23 protein-coding genes and 1 riboswitch are annotated in these 26427 nt (G+C 73.5%); of the genes, 12 read left to right on the top strand and 11 right to left on the bottom strand.

The genetic code is table 11. The annotated features are described in order from the left end of the window. The first annotated feature begins 12 nt into the window (after positions 1-12). Both HDG69_RS04510 and HDG69_RS04505 read left to right on the top strand, forming a co-directional pair. A complete protein-coding gene (locus HDG69_RS04510) occupies positions 13-1533 on the top strand; it encodes a PspC domain-containing protein (RefSeq protein ID WP_171782532.1) in 1521 nt (506 codons plus the stop codon). Continuing rightward, positions 1530-2012: a hypothetical protein gene (locus HDG69_RS04505; RefSeq protein ID WP_171782531.1), complete on the top strand. Its 483-nt coding sequence runs from the start codon at positions 1530-1532 to the stop codon at positions 2010-2012. The genes HDG69_RS04510 and HDG69_RS04505 overlap by 4 nt, the downstream gene beginning before the upstream one ends. Positions 2013-2083: 71 nt before the next feature. On the opposite strand, the gene HDG69_RS04500 is transcribed toward HDG69_RS04505, so the two are convergent. The 5 genes from HDG69_RS04500 to thiE form a co-directional block, all read right to left on the bottom strand. Next, positions 2084-2683: an aromatic ring-opening dioxygenase LigA gene (locus tag HDG69_RS04500; protein ID WP_343036248.1), complete on the bottom strand. Its 600-nt coding sequence runs from the start codon at positions 2681-2683 to the stop codon at positions 2084-2086. Between the two features lie 108 nt (positions 2684-2791). Beyond that, entirely contained in the window at positions 2792-4411 is a 1620-nt protein-coding gene (gene guaA, locus HDG69_RS04495) for a glutamine-hydrolyzing GMP synthase (protein ID WP_171782530.1), read from the bottom strand. Positions 4412-4460: 49 nt separating this feature from the next. Then, on the bottom strand, positions 4461-5105 hold the full coding sequence (locus HDG69_RS04490) for an OmpA family protein (protein WP_171782529.1): 645 nt from the start codon (positions 5103-5105) through the stop codon (positions 4461-4463). Further along, positions 5102-5743, bottom strand: coding sequence for a hypothetical protein (locus HDG69_RS04485; protein ID WP_171782528.1), 642 nt, complete (start codon positions 5741-5743; stop codon positions 5102-5104). Before HDG69_RS04485 ends, HDG69_RS04490 begins: the two co-directional genes overlap by 4 nt. A 79-nt stretch (positions 5744-5822) precedes the next feature. Beyond that, positions 5823-6470, bottom strand: a complete 648-nt coding sequence (gene thiE / locus HDG69_RS04480; RefSeq protein WP_171782527.1) for a thiamine phosphate synthase — start codon at positions 6468-6470, stop codon at positions 5823-5825. A 70-nt stretch (positions 6471-6540) separates the two neighbouring features. After that, positions 6541-6645: riboswitch (TPP riboswitch) on the top strand. Here thiE and thiO point away from each other — a divergent pair. The 3 genes from thiO (at position 6636) to HDG69_RS04465 (ending at position 8989) form a co-directional block, all read left to right on the top strand. Next, on the top strand, positions 6636-7892 hold the full coding sequence (gene thiO, locus HDG69_RS04475) for a glycine oxidase ThiO (RefSeq protein WP_343036247.1): 1257 nt from the start codon (positions 6636-6638) through the stop codon (positions 7890-7892). Its footprint overlaps the riboswitch before it by 10 nt. Next, entirely contained in the window at positions 7889-8152 is a 264-nt protein-coding gene (gene thiS, locus HDG69_RS04470) for a sulfur carrier protein ThiS (RefSeq protein WP_171782526.1), read from the top strand. The genes thiO and thiS overlap by 4 nt, the downstream gene beginning before the upstream one ends. 9 nt (positions 8153-8161) lie before the next feature. Next, positions 8162-8989, top strand: a complete 828-nt coding sequence (locus HDG69_RS04465) for a thiazole synthase (protein ID WP_171782525.1) — start codon at positions 8162-8164, stop codon at positions 8987-8989. A gap of 37 nt (positions 8990-9026) precedes the next feature. Here the strand turns inward: HDG69_RS04465 and HDG69_RS04460 are convergent, their stop codons facing one another. Next, entirely contained in the window at positions 9027-10310 is a 1284-nt protein-coding gene (locus tag HDG69_RS04460) for a ThiF family adenylyltransferase (protein ID WP_171782524.1), read from the bottom strand. Beyond that, positions 10307-10702, bottom strand: coding sequence for a DUF3817 domain-containing protein (locus HDG69_RS04455; protein WP_171782523.1), 396 nt, complete (start codon positions 10700-10702; stop codon positions 10307-10309). Before HDG69_RS04455 ends, HDG69_RS04460 begins: the two co-directional genes overlap by 4 nt. Before the next feature lie 66 nt (positions 10703-10768). Here HDG69_RS04455 and HDG69_RS04450 point away from each other — a divergent pair, with 66 nt between their 5' ends. Next, positions 10769-12553, top strand: coding sequence for an ABC transporter transmembrane domain-containing protein (locus HDG69_RS04450; RefSeq protein WP_171782522.1), 1785 nt, complete (start codon positions 10769-10771; stop codon positions 12551-12553). Continuing rightward, positions 12550-14322, top strand: coding sequence for an ABC transporter ATP-binding protein (locus HDG69_RS04445; protein ID WP_171782521.1), 1773 nt, complete (start codon positions 12550-12552; stop codon positions 14320-14322). Before HDG69_RS04450 ends, HDG69_RS04445 begins: the two co-directional genes overlap by 4 nt. 42 nt (positions 14323-14364) lie before the next feature. Here HDG69_RS04445 and HDG69_RS04440 read toward each other — a convergent pair whose 3' ends face one another. Both HDG69_RS04440 and HDG69_RS04435 read right to left on the bottom strand, forming a co-directional pair. Next, entirely contained in the window at positions 14365-15378 is a 1014-nt protein-coding gene (locus HDG69_RS04440; RefSeq protein ID WP_343036246.1) for a type IV toxin-antitoxin system AbiEi family antitoxin domain-containing protein, read from the bottom strand. 130 nt (positions 15379-15508) lie between these two features. Next, positions 15509-16423: an SURF1 family protein gene (locus HDG69_RS04435; RefSeq protein ID WP_343036245.1), complete on the bottom strand. Its 915-nt coding sequence runs from the start codon at positions 16421-16423 to the stop codon at positions 15509-15511. Positions 16424-16576: 153 nt separating this feature from the next. Between HDG69_RS04435 and HDG69_RS04430 the strand changes: the two genes are divergently transcribed. The 3 genes from HDG69_RS04430 (at position 16577) to HDG69_RS04420 (ending at position 22579) form a co-directional block, all read left to right on the top strand. Further along, a complete protein-coding gene (locus HDG69_RS04430; RefSeq protein WP_171782519.1) occupies positions 16577-19072 on the top strand; it encodes a phosphoketolase family protein in 2496 nt (831 codons plus the stop codon). A gap of 100 nt (positions 19073-19172) precedes the next feature. After that, the gene (gene pta, locus HDG69_RS04425; RefSeq protein ID WP_171782518.1) at positions 19173-21299 is read left to right on the top strand and encodes a phosphate acetyltransferase; all 2127 of its coding nucleotides are present in this window, start codon (positions 19173-19175) and stop codon (positions 21297-21299) included. Beyond that, positions 21296-22579: an acetate/propionate family kinase gene (locus tag HDG69_RS04420; RefSeq protein WP_171782517.1), complete on the top strand. Its 1284-nt coding sequence runs from the start codon at positions 21296-21298 to the stop codon at positions 22577-22579. Before pta ends, HDG69_RS04420 begins: the two co-directional genes overlap by 4 nt. A gap of 121 nt (positions 22580-22700) precedes the next feature. Here HDG69_RS04420 and HDG69_RS04415 read toward each other — a convergent pair whose 3' ends face one another. Both HDG69_RS04415 and HDG69_RS04410 read right to left on the bottom strand, forming a co-directional pair. Beyond that, positions 22701-24095 carry a GntP family permease gene (locus HDG69_RS04415; protein ID WP_171782516.1) on the bottom strand — a complete coding sequence of 465 codons (1395 nt, stop codon included), beginning with the start codon at positions 24093-24095 and terminating at the stop codon, positions 22701-22703. Next, positions 24092-24649, bottom strand: a complete 558-nt coding sequence (locus HDG69_RS04410) for a gluconokinase (RefSeq protein WP_171782515.1) — start codon at positions 24647-24649, stop codon at positions 24092-24094. The genes HDG69_RS04415 and HDG69_RS04410 overlap by 4 nt, the downstream gene beginning before the upstream one ends. A gap of 117 nt (positions 24650-24766) precedes the next feature. Here HDG69_RS04410 and HDG69_RS04405 point away from each other — a divergent pair, with 117 nt between their 5' ends. Together HDG69_RS04405 and HDG69_RS04400 are read left to right on the top strand one after the other, a co-directional pair. Continuing rightward, complete coding sequence (locus HDG69_RS04405; RefSeq protein WP_171782514.1) at positions 24767-25477, top strand: FadR/GntR family transcriptional regulator; 711 nt, start codon at positions 24767-24769, stop codon at positions 25475-25477. Continuing rightward, positions 25474-26427 (top strand): DUF4031 domain-containing protein, encoded by a 954-nt coding sequence (locus HDG69_RS04400; RefSeq protein ID WP_171782513.1) that lies wholly within the window; start codon positions 25474-25476, stop codon positions 26425-26427. The genes HDG69_RS04405 and HDG69_RS04400 overlap by 4 nt, the downstream gene beginning before the upstream one ends.

The following is a 26427-nucleotide window of genomic DNA, read 5'->3' as shown; positions in this document are numbered from 1 at the left end:
CACCATGGAGACATGACCACGAACGACACCCCAGCACCGGACGCCCCCGGTGGTGCCGCCGGAGCCGGTGGTACCGACGGCGCCGCGGCGCCCCCTCCCCCGCCCCGACGCCCCGCAGGCGAAGGCTTCTTCGACTCGGTGCGACGCATCGGCATCACGCGGTCCGACGACCGCTGGGTCGGGGGCGTCGCCGCCGGTCTCGCCGACCGGTTCCGCCTCGACCCCTTGCTCGTGCGCGGGCTGCTGATCCTCAGCTTCTTCGTCGCAGGAGCCGGGCTCGTGCTCTACGGCATCGCCTGGGCCCTGCTGCCGGAACGCTCGGACGGACGGATCCACCTGCAGGAGGCGATCCGCGGCACCTTCGACGTGGCCATGCTCGGTGCCGGCATCGCCGTGCTGCTGGGGCTCATCTGGGGTGGCGGGTTCTGGCCGTGGTGGATCGGCCCCGCCGAGTGGGTCTCGGTCCTGCTGTGGATCGGGTTCTGGGTCGCGGTCGTCTGGCTGATCGTCAAGCTCGTCCGCACCCGCGGTCGTCCCGACGGGACGACGGCGGCACCTCCGCCCGGCACACCGCCGGCACCCTACGGACCGCCGCGAGCAGGCGGAGCCCCGGGGGCCTACCCCTCGAGCACCTCCGGGCCGGTCCACCCGTCGACCCCGTACCGGAACGAGGCCACCGTGCACCCGACCGAACCCTTCACGCCGGCACCGCCCGCGTCCTACGCCTACCAGCCGCCGGCACCCCACTCCGGTGGCGGCTACCCGCCCCAGGGCCCACCGGTGCAGGGGCCTCCGTACCCTGCCGGTCCACCCGTCCCACCCGTGCCTGTCGCTCCCGCCCCCCGCCGTACCGTCGGGGCGAGCACGGTGGGCGTCGTCGTCGGGCTCGCCCTGCTGGCCGGCGCGGCGCTGCTCGCGGCGGAGATCGTCCTCGGCGTCGACGTGGCCGTCTGGCCCACCTGGGTCGGCATCGCTGTCGTCGTCCTCGGGGCCGGGATCGTCGTCGGTGGCCTCCGTGGGCTCCGCGGCGGCTGGCTCACGGCCTTCGCGTGGGGCGGGATCCTCACGGCCGCGATCACCTGGCCCTTCGCCGCGGAGAACGACCCGTGGCCCTGGGACGAGGCCCAGATCACCACGATGTCGGGCACCGTGATCAGCCAGGGGACCGTCACCCCTCGGTCGATCGGCGCCGCCGAGGACGGCGTCCGCGTGCAGTTCGGCGACGCGAGGGTGGACCTCACCGAGCTCGACCTGTCGGACGTGACGCCCGGCGACCCCGTCGTCGTGCCCGTCGACATGACCGCCGGACGCACCGTCGTCGAGATCCCGGCCGACACCGCGGTGGAGATCGTCGCGGACCTCAACGCCGGCAACCTCGTCGTCGACATCGACGGCGACCGGACGGTCACGTCCGGCTTCAGCGGCGGTCCGTCCGCCTACCAGACCGACGAGGTCGCCGAGCTCGGCGGCGCCGTGCTCCGGCTCGACGTCGACGCCCGCGCCGGAGAGATCGTCATCGAGGAGGAACGATGAGCAACGACCACCAGGACCGTCCGCAGACCCCGGAGTCCGACGAGCGCACCGCCGACAGCGCGGTGCCGGCCACCCAGCAGCTCCCGTCGGGCGAGGTGCCGGCCACCCAGCAGCTCCCGGCCTCGGCACCGGGCGACCCGCTCGCCGTCTTCGACGAGCCGATCAGGTCTGCCTCCTCCGCACCGGAACCGGCCGCCGCGGAGGACCCCGTCGCCGCGTCGACGACCAGCGCCGCCTCGGTCGACGACTCCCCCGCCGTCCCGGCCAGGCCCCTCGTCCGCTCCGGGCCGCGGATCACGACGATCGTGTGGGGCTTCATCGTGGTCGCGATCGGCGTCGGGCTCCTGGCCAGCACCGCCGGCGCGTCGATCGACCTCGAGCTCGCGGCGATCCTGCTGCTGGCCGTCGCGGGCCTGATGCTCGTCGTCGGCTCGGTAGCCGGTTCGCTGCGTCGCCGCCGACAGGCGACGGTGAGCTGAGAGGCTCCGGTACGACGAAACGCGCCCTCCCTGCCGGAGGGCGCGTTCGTCGTACCGCAGGAGTGCCGCGGTCAGGCCGGCGGGGTGTCCGCCCGTCCTCCGACCGACGGCGGGTCGGCGGGACGGGTCGTCGGGCGTGCGGGAGGAGCGGCGGCGTCGGGCGGAGGCGTGGCGCTGTGCCGCGGTGCCGCCGACAGGCCACCCGCGGAGGTGGTCCCGGGGGTCTCGACGGCCACCGCCGGCCCACCGGCCAGACGTCTCAGGGCGGCACCGACCAGGATGAACATCAGTCCCAGCCCGATGACGAGGGCGCACACGCCGAACGCGACGACCGAGGTGAACAGCGACGCCCGCAGGAACGACGCGTCCATGACGCTGGCCCGCACGGGGTCCTCCCGGTCGAGCTCCGCGTACGTCTGGCCGTCCGCCATCTCCAGGGCGTGCTCGTCGATGACCTCGGCCTGCGCGTAGGCGGTGAACGGGCCGGCGACCTGCTGACCCGCGAACATGTCGGCGTCCTCCGACACGGTGATGTTCTCGTCGGACAGGGTCGTCGAGACCACGACCCAGACGGCGACGCCAGCGAGGATCAAGATGATGCCGGCGATGATGGACAGCATCCCGATGCCGCGCACTCCCCTGGCGGGCCGGACGGTGACGGTGCTCGACATGGCGGTGCCTTCCGACGGTGACGCTCGGCTGTGAACACCGCCAACGTAGCGCCGTCGGGACCGCACAGCACGGCGAAGCCCCGGACAGAGGCCGCCGTCAGCCCTCGGTCACTCCCACTCGATGGTCCCCGGCGGCTTGCTCGTCACGTCGAGCACCACGCGGTTGACCTCGGGCACCTCGTTGGTGATGCGCGTGGAGATCACGGACAGCACGTCGTACGGCATCCGGGTCCAGTCCGCCGTCATGGCGTCCTCGCTGGAGACGGGGCGGAGCACGATCGGGTGACCGTAGGTGCGGCCGTCGCCCTGCACGCCCACGGACCGCACGTCGGCGAGGAGCACGACGGGGCACTGCCAGATCTCGCCGTCGAGGCCGGCGCGGGTGAGCTCCTCGCGGGCGACCGCGTCCGCCCGGCGCAGGATCTCGAGACGCTCGGCCGTCACCTCACCGACGATGCGGATGCCCAGCCCGGGCCCGGGGAAGGGCTGGCGGGCGACGATCGGCTCCGGCACCCCGAGCTCGCGACCCACGGCCCGCACCTCGTCCTTGAACAGGGTGCGCAGCGGCTCGACGAGGTCGAACTGCAGGTCGTCCGGAAGTCCGCCGACGTTGTGGTGGCTCTTGATGTTGGCGGCGCCCTCGCCCCCGCCCGACTCGACGACGTCCGGGTACAGCGTGCCCTGCACCAGGTACTTCACCTCACCCCCGGAGCCGTGCACGGCGTGCTCGTGGCTCTGGGCGACGATGTCGCGCGCGGCGTCCTCGAAGACGCGGATGAACTCGCGCCCGATGATCTTGCGCTTGGTCTCCGGGTCGCTGTGCCCCTCGAGCGCGTCGAGGAACCGCTTGCGCTCGTCGCGCACCACCAGGTTGACGCCGGTCGCGGCGACGAAGTCGCGCTCGACCTGCTCGACCTCTCCCTCGCGCAGGAGCCCGTGGTCGACGAACACGCAGGTCAGCTGATCACCCACGGCCTTCTGCACGAGCGCGGCCGCGACCGAGGAGTCGACACCCCCGGACAGACCGCAGATCACCCGGGCGTCGCCCACCTGGGCGCGGATCGCGGCGACCTGGTCGGCGATGACGTTGCCCGGCGTCCAGTCGGGACGCAGGCCAGCGCCGTCGTAGAGGAAGTGCTCGAGCACGGTCTGACCGTGCGCGGAGTGCTTGACCTCCGGGTGCCACTGCACGCCGTACAGCCGGCGCGCCGGGTCCTCGAACGCGGCGACCGGAGAGCCGGACGACGTCGCCAGGACGTCGAAGCCCTCGGGGGCGGCGTGCACGGAGTCGCCGTGGCTCATCCACGTGGTCTGCGTCGCGGGGGTGTCGGCGAGCAGCACGCCGGCGGAGCACACCTCGACCTCGGTACCCCCGTACTCGCGGGTGCCGGTCTGGGCGACCTTGCCACCGAGCGCCTGCGCCATCGCCTGGAAGCCGTAGCAGATTCCGAGGACGGGCACGCCGGCGTCGAACAGCGCGGCGTCCACGAACGGGGCGCCCGTGGCGTAGACGGAGGACGGCCCGCCCGAGAGGATGATCGCGGCCGGGTCGCGGGCCAGCATCTGCTCCGGCGTCCACGTGTGCGGCACGATCTCGGAGTAGACGTTGGCCTCACGCACGCGGCGTGCGATGAGCTGGGCGTACTGGGCGCCGAAGTCGACGACGAGCACAGGGCGCGGTGTCGCGGCGACCTCGGAGGTGGCGGGAGCGGTGGCGGGAGACGTCACCGAACCAGGATAGAGGCCCGCGGCGAGCGCGCCGACGTCCGTCCGGTGCTCAGGACGTCGGATAGGTCACCTCGACGCGGCGGTTCAGGGCCCGCCCGGCCGGGTTGTCCTCACCGCCCACGGTGTTGTCGGCCACCGGGTCGGTCTCGCCGTGCCCCCTGGCCTGCAGGTCCAGGTCCCCGCGGGCGTCGCGGAGCACGTCGGCCACGGCCCCGGCCCGCTCCTCGGAGAGCCGCTGGTTGTCACCCTCGGAGCCGACGGAGTCCGTGTGCCCGTCGACCCGGACGGTCGCTCCCTGCGGGATCTCGCCGGCCAGCTCCTCGACGACCTCGGCCGCGCGGTCGGTCAGCTCGACCGAGCCGAAGTCGAACAGCAGGTCGGCGGTCAGGGTGACCAGCGTGCTGTCCCCGGTCTCGGTCTCCGTGGCGATCTCGGTGCCGGCGTCGGCGGCGTCCAGCGGGAAGGTCGCGTCGGCGGCGTCCACCGGGAACGTCGCGTCCCGACGTTGTTCGTCGGTCACGTCCACCGACTCGAGCTCGGCACGCTCGGCGGCGAGCTCCTCCAGCACCGCGGACACCGCGGGGTCGTGCGGTTCCTCCGACGACGACGGGGCATCGGCCGAGGCGACGGCAGCACCGAGCACCAGGGTCGCCGTCACGGCGGACGGGACCGCGACGGTCCGCCACCGCATCATGCGTCTCCGGCGGCAGACACCGTCGCGCCGGTGAACACCGGCAGGCCCTGACCGAGAGCCACGTCGAGTGTGGCCGGCTCACCATCGGGCGCCGGCAGCGTCGCCCAGCCCTCGATCGTGGCGTGGTTGACGAACCCGTCGAACGGGAACCTCGGCGAGGCGGTGACGTTGAACCCGCACTGCTGCTGGGAGATGGCACCGTCCTTCCAGGCGCCCTGGGTGCAGAAGGGCCGGTACTGGACCAGCGCCGCGGTGTCCGTGACGGTGGGGACCCAGTCGATGCCGAGCTGGTAGTGGCTGGCCGTCGCGCCGTCGGGGGCGTCGTCGTTGTCCCACCGCAGCGCGTAGCGCAACGTCGTGGTGTCGTCGCGCACCTCGAGGGTCCGCAGCACGACGGTGAGCGTGCCGCCTGCCTCGCCCGGGGTGTCGACCGTCTGCTCCGCCATCACCACGTCCGGCCCCGTCACGTCGGCGCTCCCGACGGCGGCCACCTCCTGCGCGCTCTCCGAGGCCGTCGGCGCCGACTCGTCCGGGGCCACGGTGGCACCGGTCGGGGGCTCCTCGTCAGGGCTCCCGGTGCATCCGGTCAGCAGCAGGGCCACGGCGAGGGCCGCGACGAGCCGGGGGCGAGCGGTCATCGGTGACTCCACAGTGTCGTCGTCGGGGGAACCCGGCGATCGTGCCACGTCTCCTGACCAGGAGGAAGCCCTCGGGGTGCTACCCGGCGAGGCGGTCCCGCAGCCGGCGCGACGCCCGCTCCGGGTCCGGTGCCTCGGTGATCGCCCGGACGACGACGACCCGCCGCGCCCCGGCGTCCAGCACCGCGTCCAGCCGGTGCTCGTCGATCCCGCCGATGGCGAACCACGGGGTGCTCGGAGCCGTGACGGCGACCTCCCGCAGCAGGTCGAGCCCGACGGCGGCGCGCCCCGGCTTCGTCGGCGTCGCCCACAACGGCCCGACGCAGAAGTAGTCGACGTCGTCGTCGGCCTCCGCCGCGGCCGCCTGCGCCGCGGAGTGGGTGGACCGGCCGAGCACCGGGCCGGGGCCCAGCAGCGACCGCACGGCCGGCACCGGCAGGTCGCCCTGGCCCATGTGCACCACGGGCGCCCCGGCCAGCTGCGCGACGTCGGCCCGGTCGTTCACCGCCCACAACGCCCCGTGCTCGCCCGCGACCCGCGCCACCAGCTCCTGCAGCTCGAGCTCGCGGGCGACGTCCAGCGACTTGTCCCGGAGCTGGACGACGTCGACCCCGCCCGCCAGCGCCCGGTGCAGGAAGACCTCGAGGTCACCACGGTCCTCGCGGGCGTCGGTGCACAGGTACAGGCGGGCGTCGGCGAGGCGGGCACGGACGGCGTCGGAGGTCACGCGGGCAGTCTAGGAGCACGGAAGCTCCCGTCCAGGGACGATGGGTCCGGGCCCACGGGTCCCGGTAGGGTGGACCGAGCACGGGAGCCCCGGCCGGGGCTGAGAGGGCGCAGGGGCGCCGACCGTCCCACCTGATCTGGATCATGCCAGCGAAGGGAGCACCGCGTGACCGTCCGTCTGCCCGCACTGCCCACCGGCGTCCGCGACCTCGTCGTCGTCGGAGGCGGCATCATCGGCCTCGCCGTGGCCTGGCGTGCCCTGGGCGCAGGGCTCAGCGTCACCGTCCTGGACCCCGACCCTGGCGACGGCTCGACGCACGCGGCCGCAGGGATGATCGCCCCGGCCACCGAGGCGGAGTTCACCGAGGACGCGGCCCTCCACCTGCACCTGGCCGGTGCCGCCCGATGGCTGCCGTTCGCCGCCGACCTGGAGGCGGCCTCGGGCGTCAGCGTGGGGCTGCGCGAGTCCGGCACGCTGACCCTCGCCTATGACGACACGGACGCCGCCCTGCTGCGCCGGATCCTGGCGCTGCACACCCGGCACGCCGTCTCGTCGCAGGAGCTGACGGTCGCCGAGGCACGACGGCGCGAACCCCTGCTGGGCCAGCGCCTCGCCGGGGCGGCGTGGGTCCCCGGCGACCACGCCGTCGACCCGCGGGCGACGCACACCGCGCTGCGGCGAGCGATCGACGACCACGCCGACGGTTCCGTGGTGCTGCGGGCGGCGGTCGGCCTCGAGCAGCGCGGCGGCCGGGTCGTCGCGGCGGTGGACGAGACCCACCACCGCCACCGCACCGACGCGGTCGTCGTGGCCGCCGGCTGGGCGTCGGCGCCACTGCTCACCGACATCCCCGACGTCGCCGTCCCCGTCCGGCCGGTCAAGGGGCAGACCCTGCGGCTGCAGGCGGACCCCGACCTCGCCCCCCGGCACGTCGTGCGGGGGCTGGTGCAGGGCCGCCCCGTCTACGTCGTCTCCCGCGCCCCCGCCACCGACGGCCCGTGGAAGGGCCACTGCGAGCTGGTGATCGGCGCCACCACCGAGGAGAACCCGGACGACCGGCGGGCGCTCGCCGGCGGTGTGTACGCGTTGCTGCGGGACGCCCGGGTACTGCTGCCGGCGATCGACGAGGCGGCCCTGATCGAGGCGACTCCCCGTGCCCGCCCCTGCACGCCCGACAACCTGCCGCTCGTCGGGCCGACGCACGTGGCGGGCCTGCACCTGGCCACGGGTCACCACCGCAACGGGATCCTGCTGGCGCCCCTGACCGCCGACGTCGTCGTCGCCGGGCTCACCGGGTCCTGGTTCGACGTCGACATCTCGTCCGGTGACCCGTCGGCCACCCTCGCGGCCCTGCGGGCGACGGACCCGCGGCGCTTCACGCCGCCCGCGACCGACCCTCGCACCGACGGAGGAACCCGATGAACCACCCGTCCAGCAACGCGCCGCCCGACCCGGCGACGGCAGCCCAGGTGAACGGCGAGCCGTTCGACCTCGGGCCGGACGCCGCGATCCCCCTGACCGACCTGGTGGCACGGCTCCGGCCGGGCCACGTGGCCGACGGGGCCCCCCGCGGACTGGCCGTCGCGATCGACGACGCCGTCGTCCCCCGCGGGACCTGGGAGTCCGTCGTGGTCCGCGCCGGTGACCGGATCGAGATCGTCGCAGCCGTCCAGGGCGGCTGAGGAGGACACATGACGCTGAACAGCACACAACGCGCCGCCACGACAGACAGCACGCTGGTGGTCGCCGGCACGGAGATCGGCTCCCGCCTCGTGATGGGGACCGGCGGCGCCGCGAACCTCCTCACCCTCGAGGGGGCGCTGGTGGCCTCCGGCACCGCGCTGACGACCGTCGCGATGCGCCGCGTCTCCCCGGGATCAGGCGGCGAGCCGTCCCGGGACGCCGGCATCTGGGGGCTCCTGGAACGCCTCGGCATCCGCGCGCTGCCCAACACCGCGGGCTGCTTCTCGGTGCGCGAGGCCGTGCTCACGGCGCGGCTCGCGCGCGAGGCCTGCGGCACGAGCTGGGTCAAGCTCGAGGTGATCGCCGACGACGTCACCCTGCTGCCCGACCCGATCGGCCTCGTCGAGGCCGCCGAGGAGCTGGTGCGAGACGGCTTCGTCGTGCTGCCCTACACCAACGACGACCCGATCCTGGCCCGGCGTCTCGAGGACGTCGGGTGCGCGGCCGTGATGCCCCTCGGTGCCCCCATCGGCTCCGGGCTGGGCATCCTCAACCCCCGCAACATCGAGGCGATCGCCGAGGCCGCCCGGGTCCCGGTGATCCTCGACGCGGGCATCGGCACGGCCTCCGACGCCGCGCTCGCGATGGAGCTGGGCTGCGACGGCGTGCTCCTCGCCACCGCGGTCACGCGGGCCGAGGACCCGGTGCGCATGGCCCGCGCGATGCGGCTCGCGGTCGAGGCGGGTCGGACCGCGGCAGGTGCCGGGCGCATCCCGCGCCGGGAACGAGCCCTGGCGAGCTCGTCCCCGGAAGGCCGGTTGGACCTGGCGCTCTGACGCCCTGGGTGCCCGGCGCCGTCGACGCGGCCGCGGGTCAGCCGAGCAGAGCCGGGACGCCGCCGACGACGGAACGGGCGTCGACCCCGTGGGCCCGGGCGACCTGGGCCACCGCGGTCGACCGCGGACCGGCCGCGCAGACCAGCAGCACCGGCCGGTCCGCGGGCAGCGCGGCCAGGGCCTGCCGGGCGGTCTCGTCAGGATCGGACCCCGCCGTGCCCAGGAACGTCCCGCTGGGCACCAGCCGGGCACCGTCCACGGGACGCAGCCGCGCCTCCCACTCCTCGCGGACGTCCACGAGCGCCGCCGGGGGGTCGACGACGAGGAGCGCCCGGGCGTCGGCCGCGTCGATCTGCGGGTCCCCCGCCAGGGTGCCGGCCACCTCGCCCGGACCGGAGGCGGTCGGGCGGAGGCCCGACGGGCCGAGGCCGGACGGGCCGAGGCCGGACGGGCCGAGGCCGCAGAACGCGGCATAGGCGTCGTCGCCGGGCAGCAACGCCGTCACCGGCTCACGGGAGGGGTCGGGCCGGACCGTGAGCTCGCGCCAGTCCAGCGCGAGGGCGTCGTACACGGCGAGCCGCCCCAGCAACGAGGTGCCGAGACCGGTGACCAGCTTGATCGCCTCGGTCGCCATCGCCGAGCCGACGGCACCGCACAGCACACCGAGCACGCCGCCGGTGGCGCAGTCCGGGACGGTGCCCGGCGGGGGCGGGACGGGGAAGACGTCCCGGTACGTCGGACCACGCTCCGGCCCACCGGGCGCACCCCAGAAGAGGCTGACCTGCCCGTCGAACCGGTCGATCGACCCCCACACCACCGGCAGACCGAGGATCTCCGCGGCGTCCGAGACGAGATAGCGGGTCGGGAAGTTGTCCGCGCCGTCCAGCACCAGGTCGTAGTCGCCCAGGACGGTGAGCACGTTGTCCCGGTCGAGCCGCACCGGGTGCTCGACCACCTCGACGTGCGGGTTCACCTCGGCGATCGCGTCGCGCGCCGAGGCGGTCTTGGGCCGGGACAGGTCGGCCTGGCCGTGCAGCACCTGACGCTGCAGGTTGGTGACGTCCACGACGTCGTCGTCCACCACGCCGATCGTGCCCACCCCGGCCGCGGCGAGGTACAGCAGGACGGGGCTGCCGAGGCCCCCCGCCCCGACGACGAGCACGCGGGCGGCCGCGAGACGACGCTGGCCCTCGACACCCAGACCGGGCAGCGCGAGGTGCCGTGCGTACCGGTCGAGCTCGGCGTCGGACAGCTCGCGGCCCGGCTCGACCAACGGGGCGAGCCGCTGCGTCCCGGTGTCGGTGACGGCGGGCGCCGTCATGCCCCGTACCGTTCCGCGAGCGCCGTCAGCTTGGCGTCGGCGTCGGCGTGCACCCGCTTCTCGAGGACGAACGACATCACCGGGACGACGCCGGCGAACACCATCGTGGCGAGACGGCCGTAGCCCCAGCGCATCTTGGCCCACAGGTCCAGCACCGTGACGAGGTAGACGACGTAGATCCACCCGTGCGCGAACGGTACCCAGCCCATGTAGTCGATGACGGCCTGGACCGGCACCACGTACTTGAAGATCAGCTCCACGCAGAGCACCAGCAGCATGACCCCGGTGACGAAGGCCAGGACCCGGTAGCGGGTCAGCGCCCCGCGCGCCTTGCGGATGGCGGTCGCGGCCTGCTCGGTGGTGGCGGTCGGAGTGTTCTGCTCGGTGCTCACGCCATCCAGGATAGGCGGGGAAAATCGGGTGCCCGACGTCGGTGGCCCCACCTAGGCTGGACGACCGTGCGCCCCCTTCCTCTGCCCGACCCGGGCACCCCTCCGCTGACGTCGGCGACACGCCTGCTCGCCTGGCAGGCGTGGCGCCAGCGCGACGTGCTCGCCAAGGCCGTGACCGCGGGCAGCGTCTCGCTGCTGGCCGCCGCCGCCGCTCCGCTGCTCCTGGGGGGTGCGGTCGACTCGGGGCTCGGTGCCGGCTTCGGCGGGGAGCTGCTGCTCTGGTGCGGCGGGATGCTGGTGGCCGCGGTCGCCATCGTCGTGGCCGGGGTGTTCAGCCACACCTACGACGTCGAGAACTGGTTGCGGGCCTCGTTCTCCTTCACCGAGCTCGTCGGCGACAAGGCCACCCGCTCGGGCCACGCGGTGACCAAGAAGCTCCCCACGGGTGAGGTCGTGGCCGCGGTGGCGAACGACGCGCTGCGCGCCGGGGACATGTTCGCCATGTCCGGCCGGTTCGCCGGAGGTGTGCTGGCCTACGTCGCGGCTGCGGCGTACCTGCTCTCCCAGAGCCTGCCGCTCGGCCTCGTGGTGGCGCTCGGCATCCCGGTGGTGGCCGCGGTCCTCGCCCTGCTCGTCCGGCCGTTGCAACGTCGCCAGCAGACCCACCGCGAGTCGGTGGGCCGGCTGACGGCACTGGGTTCCGACACGGTCGCCGGGTTGCGCATCCTGCGCGGCATCGGTGGCGAGGAGGTGTTCTCGGGTCGTTACGCCCGCCAGTCCCAGGAGGTGCGGCGCCGGGGCGTGCGGGTCGCGGCCGTCCAGTCCGTCCTGGACGGGCTGCAGGTGCTGCTGCCCGGGCTGCTCGTGGCCCTCGTGCTCTGGCTGGGGGCACGCGCCGTCGTCCGCGGCGACCTCACCCCCGGCGAGCTCGTGACCTTCTACGGCTATGCCGCGTTCCTGTCGTGGCCGGTGCAGATGGCCACCCAGATGCTGCAGATGACCACCAACGCGTTCGTCTCCGCCCGCAAGATCCTCGGGGTGCTGCGGGTGACCGAGGCGACGCCGCAGGCCGCCGTGCCCGCCGACGCGCCGCCGTCGGGCAGCGACCTGGTGGACCACTCCTCCGGGCTCGTCCTGCGCCCGGGGCGGGTGGTCGCGCTGGTGTGCGCCGACCCGGACGTCTCGGCGGAGGTCGCCACCCGGCTCGGCCGGTTCGACGACGCCGCCGAGGCCGCCACCCCGGTGACGCTCGGCGGGGTCCGCCTCGCCGAGCTCGACAAGGAGGCGCTGCGGCACCGCGTCGTGGTCTCCGAGGCGACCCCGCACCTGTTCTCGGGGATCCTCGGCGAGGAGCTGGACGCCCGCGGGCGGGCGACCGAGGCGGACCTGACGGCGGCGATCCTCACGGCGGACGCCCACGACGTCCTCGACTCGCTGCCCGGTGGCCTGCGCGGCGAGCTGCCCGAGAAGGGACGGTCGCTGTCCGGCGGGCAGCGCCAGCGGGTCGCCCTGGCGCGCGCCCTGCTCACCGACCCGGAGATCCTCGTGCTCGTGGAGCCGACCAGCGCCGTGGACGCGCACACCGAGGCCCGCATCGCCGAGCGGGTCGCCGCGGTCCGCCGCGGCAGGACCACCCTCGTGGTCACCGCGAGCCCGCTCGTCCTCGACCACGTCGACGAGGTGCAGCTGCTGAGCACCGACGGGCGTGTGGTCGCCCACGGCAGGCACGGCGAGCTGCTCGCCCGGACCGACGACGACGGCGCCCGCTACCGCGACGTCGTCGGCCGGTCCATGGCCGAACCCGGCACCGAGACGTCGGACGACCCCTCTCTGGAAGGAGCCGCACGATGAGTGCCACCACCGCCGCGCCGTCGTCGGCCGCGCAGAACCAGCTCCCGATCGCCGACCGTCACGAGGTCAGGCGGACCGTCGGGCGGCTGTTCCGCCATCACCGCGTGCAGCTCGGCGGCATCGCCGTGCTGCACGCGGTGGCGGCGGTCGCCGGTCTGGCCGGGCCGTTCCTGCTGGGTCGGTTCATCGACGAGGTCTCCGCCGGCACCACCCTCGCCCGCGTCAACCAGCTCGCGCTGGTACTGGTCGGTGCCGTCGTCGTGCAGGCCGTGGTGACCCGGTTCGCCCAGCGGCTGTCGATGGTCTTCGGCGAGCGTGTCTTCGCCGAACTGCGCGAGGAGTTCATGGACACCGCCACCCGGCTGCCGCTGTCCACCGTGGAGAAGGCCGGCACCGGCGACCTCGTCGCGCGGACCACCAACGACGTCAACAAGCTGCAGCACGCGGTCCGCTTCGGGGTGCCCCGGGTGCTGGTGTGCGTGGTGACGATCGGGCTGACCCTCGTGGCCTCGTTCCTCACCGACCCGCTGGTGGCCCTCGGGCTGCTCGTCGGGGTGCCGATCATCGTCGTCGCCGTGCGCTGGTACCTGAAGCGCGCCACCCCCGGTTACCTGCGCGAGTCCGCCGCCTACGCGACGATCAACGGCACGATCACCGAGGCGGTCGAGGGTGCGCGCACCACCGACGCGCTGGCCCTCGGTCCCCGGCTGCGCCGTCGGCTGCGCGGCAACCTGTCCGAGGCGTTCGGCGCGGAGAGCTACACGCTCGGGCTGCGCCTCCGGCTCATCCCCGCCCTCGACTCGGCCGTGGCGCTCGCACCCATCGCGGCGATCGTCTGGGGTGCGTGGCTGGTCTCCCAGGACCTGGCGACGGTGGGAGCCGTCGCCACGATCGCCCTGTACGCCCACCAGATGGGCGGACCGGTGTTCGACCTGGTGTTCTGGCTCGACGAGCTGCAGGTCGCCGCCGTGGCGCTGGCGCGCGTGGTCGGCGTGGGGCTCGTGGGGCCGGACCGGGTCGCGTCGGGCGAGGTCCCGACGTCGGACGAGGTGCGTGCCCACGAGGTGCGCTACGCCTACCGCGAGGGCCACGACGTGCTGCACGGCATCTCGGTGGATCTGTCCCCCGGGGAACGGCTCGCCGTCGTCGGGCCGTCCGGGGCCGGGAAGTCGACGCTCGGGCGGATGCTGGCCGGGATCCACCCGCCGACCGGAGGGTCCGTGACGGTGGGCGGGGTGCCGCTGGTCGACCTCCCGCTGGAGGAGCTGCGCGGCCAGGTGGCCCTGGTCACCCAGGAGCACCACGTGTTCGTCGGGTCGCTCGCCGAGAACCTCCGGCTGGCGGACACCACCGCCGGCGACGACGCGCTGCGGGAGGCCCTGGCGGCGGTGGACGCCCGCGAGTGGGCGGACACGCTGCCGTCCGGGCTGGACACGGAGGTGGGCTCGGGCGGGCACCCGTTGACGCCCGCGCAGGCGCAGCAGGTGGCGCTCGCCCGGCTGGTGCTGCTCGACCCCCACACGCTGGTGCTCGACGAGGCGACGTCCCTGCTGGACCCCCGCGCGGCACGGCACCTGGAGCGTTCGCTCAACGCCGTGCTCACCGGGCGCACGGTCGTGGCGATCGCGCACCGGCTGCACACCGCCCACGACGCCGACCGGGTCGCCGTCGTGGACGGTGGGCGGATCACCGAGATCGGGCCGCACGACGACCTCGTGGCCGCCGACGGCGAGTACGCCCGGCTGTGGCGGTCCTGGCAGCACGAGTAGGCGCCCGCCCCGCGTTGCGCGTCGAGCGTGCTGGGTTCTTCCTCAAGAACGGCGTTTTCGGAAGAACCCAGCACGTTCGACGTCGTAGGCAGCGTCGACATCGAGCGGCTGAGGCCGCCATCCGCGGCTCTTCAGCAGCAGCGAGACCTCGGCCGCCATGACGCCGGACCGCGCGTCGCGCCCCGTGTACCGCCGCAGGATCGTCCACGGCGTCACCAGCCGGTTCTGCCGCTCACGGTCCTCGTAGAGCGCCTCGATCCGATCGTGCACCTCGCGACCGTCGATCTCAACGATGAGCAGTCCGCCGCCGGGCAGCACCCATGCGAGGTCGAGCCGATACCAACGGCCACCGGCCAGCGTCCACAGCTGGAGAGCATCGGGAGGGCAGCCCGCCTCGGAGCAGGACAGCCGCGCCCACGACTCCGCCGGCGACTCGGCACGGGCGTCCGACTCGGCCCACCAGCTCCGGCTCGTCGCAGCACCACGCCGACCAGCAGTGGTGCTGCACGCCCACGCCAGCTCCGCATCGGACAGGAGCCCCCGGTACCGTGCCGAGTCGATCATCGCGACGGCCTCGAACCGGTGCATCGTCGGGACAGCGAGGCCCAACGCCTGGGGTACGGACATGCACGGGATGCCCTGGACGTTCATCGGCTGCGGGACCAGGATCCGCCGGACGCGAACAGGCCCTGCCGGCTTCCGAGGCTGTGCCCGGGGGACCGCGACCTCCCACGGGATCTCGATGGGGGCGCCACGCACGCCATGGAGCACGAGCGCACCCAGCCCGACGGCGATCCCTCGGGGCTGCGAGAGCGGTCCGACGAGCGCGCTCCGGCGACGCTGCTGATCAAGCCGTTCCGACATCGATGCCGGAACCGGCTCACCCGTGTCGTAGACCCCGCGCACAACCCGGTCCCACGCCTTGGACTCGACGCGCCGGCTGACCTGCCGGGGCGTCATGCCCGCGTCGAGGCACTGTGCCATCGCCAGCAATCCGGCTTGTCGGCGCGCGAGCACCTTCAGCTGCGAGGGGACCGGCCGTGCTCGTCGAGACATGCCGCACAGCAGAGCAGGCTTGACCGAACGCCGCTGGCGTTACCCACAGGCTCCGCATCGAGCGTGCTGGAGTGTCCCTCACGGCACGGTGTTGAGGAAGATTGCAGCACGCTCGTTGAGCAGGGAGAGGTCAGGAGGAGGGGAGCCCGGCGATACCGGTACCGACCGGGTCGGCGTCGCGACCGCCCCGGTCGCGGGAGGACCGTCGTTCGCGCACCCCGCCGGCCATCTCGTCGCGCACCAGCCGCACCCACAGGGCCACGGCGAAGAGTCCGAACACCCACCACTGCAGCGCGTAGAAGAAGTTCTGCAGGTTGACGTCCGCGCCGCCCTCCAGCACCGGGCGTGGCAGGGGCGCCGGGCCGCCCTCGGCGGCGGTCGTCTGCAACGGTGCGGAGTCGGTGAGCACCACGTAGCCCGTGTAGATCGGGCCCTGCCAGGTGTTGGCCAGGGCGCTCGAGGCGATGTCCTGCGTCAGCGGCGGCCCGCCCGGGTTGTCCGGGACGACACCGCTGCGCGCGGTGGACTCGGAGGCCTGCAGCCAGCCGTGCAGCGCGACCTCGCCGGGTGGCACCTCCAGCGCGGCAGGATCGGGGGTCGATGAGTCGACCCACCCGCGCACCACGGGGAGCACCGGTTCGCCGGAGAGCGATGCCCAGCTCGCCCCGCCCGTGCCGTCGTCGGACACGCGCAACGGGGTGAGCACGAGGTAGCCGTCGGCGCCGTCGAGGGCACGTCCCGCGACCAGCAGCTGCCCGTCGGGCTCGTAGGTCCCGGTGACGGCGACCTCACGGCCGACGAGCTCGCCGGGGAACGAGGCCTGGGGCGCCAGGAGCTCACCGATCGCCACCGGTGCGGCCACCGCGGCCTCGGCGGCCTCCTGCTCCGCCGCGAGGTTGGCACGCTCGTAGGCCCGGTCGATCTGCCAGACGCCGAGCCGGCCGCACACCGCTGCGGCGGCGAGGAAGATCAGCAGGATCGTGATCATGCGGGGCTGGCGGGCGACCGCCCGGAACGAACGGCGGGCTGGCGGGGCGTCGGGCACGGCACCACGGTATCCGCGCACTGCTCAGGAGCAGGAATCGCGTGGTCAACCTCACGTCGCGGGTCTCCAGGTGCCCGCCCGCGCTGCGCCCGGACCCGCACTGCGGTGGAATGAGGACGAGCACGATCGCCCCCGAACCGGTAGGAGCGTCAGATGAGCACCTCGGCCCCCGACACCACGACCTGGCCCGCCACCGGCGTCGCGGACCTGACGGACACGGACGTCGAACGCCTGGACCAGTGGTGGCGCGCCGCGAACTACCTCTCGGTCGGCCAGATCTACCTGCTCGACAACCCGATGCTGCGCCGCACCCTGGAGCGCGACGACGTCAAGCCACGCCTGCTCGGCCACTGGGGGACGACGCCGGGCCTGAACTTCCTGTACGCCCACCTCAACCGGGTCATCCGCGAGCGCCACCAGTCGACCGTCTACGTGGCGGGCCCGGGGCACGGCGGCCCGGGCCTGGTCGCCAACACCTACCTCGAGGGCACGTACTCCGAGATCTACAGCGACGTCACCCAGGACGACGAGGGGGTGCGGCGGCTGTTCAGGCAGTTCTCGTTCCCGGGCGGCATCCCGTCGCACGTGGCGCCGGAGACCCCCGGGTCGATCCACGAGGGCGGCGAGCTCGGCTACGCGCTGAGCCACGCCTACGGTGCGGCGTTCGACAACCCCGACCTGCTGGTGGCGGCCGTCGTGGGCGACGGCGAGGCCGAGACCGGCCCGCTGGCCACCAGCTGGCACTCGAACAAGTTCGTCAACGCCCGCACCGACGGCGTCGTGCTGCCGATCCTGCACCTCAACGGCTACAAGATCGCCAACCCCACGGTGCTGGCCCGCATCAGCGACGACGAGCTGCGCGACCTCATGATCGGTTACGGGCACACGCCGTACTTCTTCACCGGGGGCTTCGACGGTGAGGATCACGCCGCCGTGCACCGCCGGTTCGCCCGGCTGCTCGACGAGGTCATGGAGCACATCGCGCGCATCAAGGCAGACGCCCGGGACTCGTCCGAGGGGAGCGACGAGCGACCGGCCTGGCCGATGATCGTCTTCCGCACCCCCAAGGGCTGGACCTGCCCGCCCGAGATCGACGGTCAGAAGACCGAGGACTCCTGGCGCGCCCACCAGGTGCCGCTGGCCAGCGCGAGGGACACCCCGGAGCACCTGGACGTGCTGCGTGACTGGCTGCACTCCTACCGACCGCACGAGCTCTTCGACGACGACGGCCGGCTGCTGCCCGAGATCGCCGCGCAGGCTCCGGACGGCGAGCTGCGCATGGGGGCCAACCCGCACGCCAACGGCGGGCTGCTGCTCAAGGACCTGCGGATGCCCGACTTCCGGGACTTCGCCGTGGACGTGCCGCGCCCCGGTGGCGCCGTCGCGGAGTCGACCCGGGTGCTGGGCACCTGGCTCACCGAGGTCATCCGGCGCAACCCGGACAACTTCCGCATCTTCGGACCGGACGAGACGGCGTCGAACCGGCTCCAGGCCGTCTACGACGTCACGGACAAGCAGTGGAACGCGGAGTTCTACGGGCCCGACGTCGACCAGCACCTCGCACGCGTCGGCCGCGTCATGGAGATGCTCAGCGAGCACCAGTGCCAGGGCTGGTTGGAGGGCTACCTGCTCACCGGACGACACGGCCTGTTCACGAGCTACGAGGCGTTCATCCACATCGTCGACTCGATGTTCAACCAGCACGCGAAGTGGCTGAAGGTCACCAACCACATCCCCTGGCGCCGCCCGATCGCGTCGCTCAACTACCTGCTGTCGAGCCACGTGTGGCGCCAGGACCACAACGGGTTCTCCCACCAGGACCCGGGCTTCATCGACCACGTGGTCAACAAGAAGGCCGAGATCGTGCGGGTGTACCTGCCGCCGGACGCCAACACCCTGCTCAGCACCTACGACCACTGCCTGCGCGGCCGCCAGTACGTCAACGTGGTGGTGGCCGGCAAGCAGCCGGGTCCGCAGTTCTTGCCGATGGACGACGCCATCGCGCACTGCACACGGGGGCTGGGCATCTGGGAGTGGGCCGGCACCGAGGTCCCCGGCGAGGACCCGGACGTCGTGCTGGGCTGCGCGGGCGACGTGCCGACGCTCGAGGTGCTGGCGGCCGCGCACATCCTGCGCGACGAGCTGCCCGACCTCAAGGTGCGGGTCGTCAACGTCGTGGACCTCATGCGTCTGCAGGACGAGCGCGAGCATCCGCACGGCCTGTCCGACAAGGACTTCGACGGGCTGTTCACCTCGGACCGGCCCGTGATCTTCAACTACCACGGCTACCCGTGGCTCATCCACCGCCTGACCTACCGTCGCCGGAACCACGGCAACATCCACGTGCGCGGTTACAAGGAGGAGGGCACCACGACCACGCCCTTCGACATGGCGATGCTCAACGACATCGACCGGTACCACCTGGTGCTGGACGTCATCGACCGGGTCCCCGGGCTGGGCTCGAAGGTCGCCGGCCTGCGCCAGCGGATGGTGGACGCGCGGCTCGCGGCCCGTCAGTACACCCGCGAGCACGGCGAGGACGTGCCCGCGGTGCGCGACTGGGTGTGGCCCGACGCCGGGCAGACCGCCACCGAGGCCGCCGGTCCGATGTACGACGCCGCGACGGCGACCGGCGGGGACAACGAGTGACCCGCCGGGAGTGACCAACCCGACGCTCTCGGGACGGTGCACCACGGGCCGCGGTGCGGTGGAATGGGCGTGACGTCCGACGCGAGCGAACAGGTGGGCAGTGAGCACACGGAGCATCTACATCGCGTCCCCCGAGGGGGACACCGGCAAGTCGACGGTCGCACTGGGGGTGCTCGACCTCCTGGTCCGCCAGGTGCAGCGCGTCGGGGTCTTCCGAGCGGTCTCGCGCGTCCCGGAGCGCCCCGCGGCCGACGGCGGGACGGGGGTGCGCGACCACGTCCTGGAGATGATGCTCGCGCACGACGGCGTGGACCTCGACTACGCCGACGCGGTGGGAGTGACCTACGACGACGTGCACGCCGACCCGGAGGCCGCGCTCGCCCGGATCGTCGCGCGCTACCACGCCGTCGCCGCCCGCTGTGACGCCGTCGTCGTGCTCGGCACGGACTACACGGACGTCTCGGGCGCGACGGAGCTCGCGTTCAACGCCCGCGTGGCCGCCAACCTCGACTCCCCCGTGCTGCTGGTGGTCTCGGGGCGCGGCCGTGGCGTCGACGACGTGACGACGCTGACGCGCCTGAGCCTCACCGAGCTGCGGGCGGGCCATGCCCAGCCGATCGCCGTCGTGGTGAACCGCGCCGAGGAGGTCGTCACGGACATGCCCGCGGCGGCGCGTGCCGGCATCAGCGGCCAGGGCCTGCCGACGTGGGTCATCCCGGAGGAACCGTTCCTGGGGGCTCCCACCGTCGCCCAGCTCGCCGACGCCGTCGACGGCACCCTGCTCCTCGGGGACCCGGACCTCATGGCCCGTGAGGCGCTCGACGTGATCGTGGGGGCGATGACGTTCGAGCACATGCTCGGTCACCTCGCCGACGGCACCGTGGTCATCACACCCGGCGACCGCACGGACGTGCTGCTCGGGCTGCTGTCCGTGCAGGCCGCACCGCGCTTCGCCTCCCTGGCAGGGCTGATCCTCACCGGCGGGTACCGGCCGTCCGGGCGCTCGGGCCAGCTCGCGGCCGCGCTGGAGCCCCACGTGCCGATCATCACCACCACGATGGACACCTACGAGGTGGCCGGGGTCGCCGCCCGGACCCGCGGGGCGATGACGGCGACCGCGCAGCGCAAGCACGACGTCGCCCGCGCCATGTTCGAGCAGCGGGTCGACGGCGACGAGCTCCTGGCGCGGCTCGACGTCGAGCGCACCCCGGTGGTGACGCCCCTGATGTTCGAGCACGAGCTGGTCGAGCGGGCGCGAGCGGACCGCCGCCGGGTGGTCCTGCCCGAGGGGGGCGACGACCGCATCCTGCGGGCCGCCTCCACGGTCCTGGCGCGCGGCATCGCCGACCTGGTGATCCTCGGCGACGAGACGGCGATCCGTGCGCGCGCCACGGAGCTCGGGCTGGACATCTCCGCCGCGGTGGTGCGGTCCCCCACGGACCCGGAGCACGTCGAGCGCTTCGCCACCGAGTACACGCGGCTGCGGGCGCACAAGGGCATGACGGTCGAGCGGGCCCGCGAGATCGTCACCGACGTGTCCTACTTCGGCACGATGATGGTGCACCTGGGACTGGCCGACGGCATGGTCTCCGGCGCCGCCCACACCACCGCGCACACGATCCGGCCGTCGTTCGAGATCATCAAGACGAAGCCGGAGGTGTCCGTGGTGTCCTCGGTCTTCCTCATGTGCCTGCCCGACCGTGTGCTCGTCTACGGCGACTGCGCCGTCAACCCGGACCCGACGGCGGAGCAGCTCGCCGACATCGCGGCGTCGTCAGCGGCCACGGCCGCGCAGTTCGCGGTGGACCCCCGGATCGCCATGCTGTCCTACTCGACGGGCACGTCCGGCTCGGGTGCCGACGTCGACAAGGTGCGCGCCGCCACCGACCTCGTGCGCGAGCGCCACCCGGAGCTCAGCGTCGAGGGGCCGATCCAGTACGACGCCGCGGTGGACGTCTCCGTCGCGGCGTCCAAGCTGCCGGACTCGACCGTGGCCGGCCGGGCGAGCGTCTTCATCTTCCCGGACCTCAACACCGGCAACAACACGTACAAGGCGGTGCAGCGCTCGGCCGGTGCGGTCGCCGTCGGGCCGGTGCTGCAGGGCCTCAACAAGCCGGTCAACGACCTGTCCCGCGGGGCGCTGGTGGCCGACATCGTCAACACGGTCGCGATCACGGCGATCCAGGCGCAGTCCACCCCGAGCACGACGAACGGAGCGTCCGCATGAGCATCCTCCCCGAGGCCGAGCGGCCCAACCCGTACAGCGCGTACGGGGCGCACGGGTCGGTGCTGGTGCTGAACTCGGGCTCTTCGTCGCTGAAGTACCAGCTCGTCAACCCGGTCGGCGGGGAGGCGATCGCCGCGGGGACGATCGAGCGCATCGGCGAGTCGGGTGGCTCCTCGGGCGGCATCGTCAGCCATACCTTCGCCGGCAACCGCACCCGGCGCGAGCTCGAGGTCCCGGACCACGGCGAGGCGTTGCGGATCGCGCTGGGGATGTTCGACGAGATCGGCCCGCGGCTCGCGGACGCCGGGATCTACGCCGTCGGGCACCGGGTGGTGCACGGCGGGGCGGAGTTCTCCGGGCCGGTGGTGGTCGACGACGGCGTGGTGGACCGGATCGAGGCCCTGGTGCCGCTCGCTCCCCTGCACAACCCGGCGAACGTGCAGGGCATCCGGGTGGCTCGCGAGCTGCTGGCCGACGTGCCGCACGTGGCGGTGTTCGACACGGCGTTCTTCCAGCAGCTGCCCGCGGCGGCCTACACCTACGCGATCGACCGGGAGGTCGCCGCCGCGCACGACGTGCGCCGCTACGGGTTCCACGGCACCAGCCACCAGTACGTCGCCGGCAAGGTGGCGCGCGTGCTGGGCCGTCGCGTGCAGGACCTCCACACGATCGTGCTGCACCTCGGCAACGGTGCGTCCGCGTCGGCCGTCCGCGGCGGGGTGCCGGTGGACACCTCGATGGGGCTGACCCCGCTGGAGGGCCTGGTCATGGGCACCCGCTCCGGCGACGTCGACCCGGCGGTCGTCTTCCACCTGGCGCGCAACGCGGGCATGAGCATCGACGAGCTCGACACGCTGCTCAACAAGCGCTCGGGCATGCTCGGGCTGTCCGGGGTCAACGACTTCCGGGAGCTGCGGCAGCTGATCGACGCCGGCGACGACGGCGCGGCCCTCGCGTTCGACGTCTACGTCCACCGGCTCAAGAAGTACGTCGGCGCGTACGCGGCCCTGCTCGGCCGGGTGGACGTCGTCGCCTTCACCGCGGGCGTCGGCGAGAACGACCCTGCGGTGCGGGCCGCCGTCTGCGAGGGCCTCGAGGGCTTCGGGATCGCCGTCGACGCGGACCGCAACGCCGCGCGCGGCGGGGAGCGGATCATCTCCCCCGACTGGACGTCGACCCTGGTCATGGTGGTCCCGACCCAGGAGGAGCTCGCGATCGCCCGCCAGTGCGTCGAGGCGGTCGACGGGCGGCGGCCGGCGGCGGCGGTCACCGCCGGCTGACGGTCACCGCCGGCTGACGGTCACCGCCGGCTGACGGTCACCGCCGAGCATGCGCTGAGGGACCGTCCGGTCGACCGGACGGTCCCTCAGCGCATGCTCGGCAGGGGACGGGCCGCCAGAATCAGGCGACGGCGAAGATCACGCACGCGATCGCGAAGCCCATCACGCCGATCGCCGTCTCCATGACGGTCCAGGTGCGCAGCGTGGTGCGCACGTCCATGTCGAAGAACCGGCCGACCAGCCAGAACCCCGAGTCGTTGACGTGGCTGAGCACCACGGACCCGGCGGCGACGGCGATCACGATCGCGGCCAGCTCGACCGCGCCGTACCCGCCGTTGAGCACTGCGGGGGCGATGAGCCCGGCCGCGGTGGTGAGCGCGACGGTCGCCGAGCCCTGCGCCACGCGCAGCGCCGCGGCGATGACGAACCCGGCCACGATGACCGGCAGCCCCATGTCGCCGAGCACGTCGGCCAGCGCGTCACCGATGCCGGAGGCACGCAGCACGCCGCCGAACATCCCTCCGGCGCCGGTGATGAGGATGACCGAGGCGACGGGGCCGAGCGCGGAGTCGAGGGTCTTCTCCAGGGCGGTGCCCTCGACCCCTCGACGGCGCCCCAGCACCCAGGCCGCGACGAGCACCGAGATGAGCAGGGCCACGGGGGTGGAGCCGACGGCGCCCGCGACGGCGACCGTCGCGGCGACGGCCCCGTTGTCGGTGTCGATCCAACCGGCCGTCGCCGCGGTCTCGAGCCCGGTGTTGGCGAAGATCAGCACCAGCGGCAGCAGGAGGATCCCGACGACGGCGCCGAAGCGCGGCGGGTTCTCGATCTGGGCGTCGTCGGCGCGGCCGAGGATCTCCGGCACGGGGAGCTGGATGCGCCGGCCGGCGAACCGGCCGAAGAGATAGGCCGTCACGTACCAGGTCGGGATCGCCACGACCAGCCCGACGAGGATGACGATGCCGACGTTCGCGCCGAGGAACTCCGAGGCCGCCACCGGCCCGGGGTGGGGCGGCACGTAGATGTGCATGGCGGAGAAGGCACCGGCGACGGGCAGGCCGTACAGCAGCAGCGACCCGCCGAGGCGACGCGCGACGGCGAACACGATCGGCAGCATGACGACCAGGCCGGCGTCGAAGAAGATCGGGAAGCCGAACAGCAGCGAGGCGATCCCGAGCGCCAGCGGGGCGCGTCGCTCGCCGAACCGCGCGATGAGCACGTCGGTGAGGACCTTCGCCCCGCCGCTGGTCTCGACCAGCCGTCCGAGCATCGCCCCCAGCCCGACCAGCAGCGCGACGGCCGCCAGGGTGCTGCCGAAGCCGTCGAGCAGCACGTCGACGATGCCCCCGGCCGGCAGCCCGGCCGCCACCGCGGTGAGCAGGCTGACCAGGATGAGCGCGACGAACGCGTGCAGGTGGACCTTGATGATGAGGACCAGCAGCAGCGCGACGGCCGCGGCGGCGATCGCGAGCAGGGGGCCGGCGCTGAGGGTCTGGGTCCAGTCGTCCATGGTCATGCGGGGCTCCCTGCCGACGTCGTGATGGCGCACCGCGCGACGACGTCGTCGACGATCTCCGTGGGGGGGACGGCGATGTCGACGGTGAGCCCGTCCTCGTCGTCGTCCAGTGGTTCGAGGGTGGCGAGCTGGGAGGGCAGCAGCGAGGTCGGCATGAAGTGACCGGACCGCGCGGTGATCCGCTCGGCGAGGAGCTCGGGGCTGCCGTCCAGGTGGACGAACCGCACCAGCCCGCGGGCGGAGCGCAGCACGTCGCGGTAGGAACGCTTGAGGGCGGAGCAGGTGACGACGCCGGGGCGTCCGGCGTCGGCCTCGGCGGTCAGCCAGTCCCGGATCGCCTCGAGCCAGGGGGCACGGTCAGCATCGGTGAGCGCGGTCCCGGCCGTCATCTTGGCGATGTTCTGCGCGGAGTGGAACTGGTCGGCCTCGGCGTACTCGACACCGAGGCGGTCGGCGAGCAGCGTCGCGACGGTGGTCTTGCCCGATCCGGCCACCCCCATGACGACGAGATGGGCGACCTCCGGCGTGCCGGCGGGTGTGACGTCGGTGTCCATGAGTCTCGACTTCCGTGTCGGTGGGTCAGTCCGTCGAGGATGCACTATTGGTAGCACCTTTGGCAAGCCATTGGTGACACCAATTGCGGGAGCTCGGTGCGCCGCTAGGCTCTCACCATGCCGCCACCCGCCCTGCACAGCGCCGTCCTCGACGCCGTCGGGAGGGCCATCACCAGCGGCGACATCGTGCCCGGTACTCCCCTCACCCTCGAGTCGATCGGAACACAGCACCAGGTATCCCGCACAGTGGCCCGCGAGGTCATGCGGATGCTGGAGGGACTCGGCCTCGTCCGCTCCCGCCGCCGCGTCGGCCTCGTCGTGCTGCCCATGGCCGAGTGGAACGTCCTCGACCCCCGCGTCATCCGCTGGCGGCTGGCCGGACCCGGCCGCGACGAGCAGCTGCGCACCCTCACCGAGCTCCGCCACGCCGTCGAACCGCTGGCCGCCGCCGGCGCCGCCCGGCACGCGAGCGCCGAGCAGCGCGCCGAGCTCGTCGACCTCGCCGACCGCATGCGCGTGCTCGGCGCCCGCGGCGACCTCACCGAGTTCCTCGCCCTCGACATCCGGATGCACGAGCTGCTGCTGCGAGCCAGCGGCAACGAGATGTTCGGCGCGTTGGCCGCCGTGGTCGCCGAGGTGCTCACCGGTCGCACCCACCTGGGACTCATGCCCGCCGCACCCGTCCCCGAGGCGCTCGACCAGCACGAGGCCGTCGCCCGCGCCGTCGCCGACAGTGACGCCGCGGCTGCCGAGGCGGCGATGTCGGCGTTGGTCGGCGAGGTTCGCACGGCCCTCGACGCCGCCGGCCCGGTCGGGGAGCACCGGTGACCGTCCTCGTCGACCCGCCCGCCTGGCCCGCGCACGACCGACTCTGGTCCCACCTGGTCTCCGACTCCTCCCTGCACGAGCTGCGGACGTTCGCCCGGGCCGCCGGCATCCCCGACCGCGCCTTCGACCTCGACCACTACGACGTCCCCGCCGACCGGTACGACGACCTGGTCACCGCCGGGGCGACCCCCGTCGACGGCGGCACCCTGGCCCGGCGTCTCGCCGCCTCCGGCCTGCGGGTGCCCGGCCACGAACGACGACGGGCGAAGCGCCCGGCGCTGCTGGACCGGTGGGGCGCGCTGTGGCCCGACGCCGGGAGCGTCGGGCACGCACCGACGAGCACCGTCCACGCCGTCGGAGAGGAGGTCGTCGACCGGTGGCGCGAGCCCCACCGCGTCTACCACGGGCGGCTCCACCTGGCGGACACCCTCGACGCCCTGCCCCTCCTGGGTACCCGCCGCGACGAGGTGGAGCGGCGTGCCGCGGTCGCGCTGTGGTTCCACGACGCGGTGCACGACGGCGCCACCCCGGACGACGAGGAACGCTCCGCCGCGCTCACCCGCGCCCTCCTGGAGCCCTTCGTCGAGCTCGGAGGCCTCACCCGCCCGGACCTCGCGGAGGTGGAACGGCTCGTGCTGCTCACCGCCGGCCACGACCCCGACCCGAGCGATCTCGCGGGATGCCTGGTCAGCGACGCCGACCTCGCGATCCTCGGCGCCGACCCGAGGCGTTACCACCGCTACGTGGCACAGGTCCGCGCCGAGTACGGGCACGTCACCGACGGCGACTTCCGAGCGGGACGCGGTGCGGTGCTCGATCAGCTCCTCACGCTGCACACGGGGCCTGGGCTGTACCGCACGTCGGCAGGGCGGCACCGCTGGAGCGACGCGGCCGAGCAGAACCTGCGTGCTGAGCTGGTCGCGCTCGCCGCGCCGGACGACCGGCGCTGA

It is taken from the genome of Isoptericola halotolerans (assembly GCF_013149785.1).
Lineage (GTDB): Bacteria > Actinomycetota > Actinomycetes > Actinomycetales > Cellulomonadaceae > Isoptericola > Isoptericola halotolerans.
The sequence above is the reverse complement of the archived record's forward strand: the minus strand, read 5'-3'. Positions and strand labels throughout refer to the sequence as shown.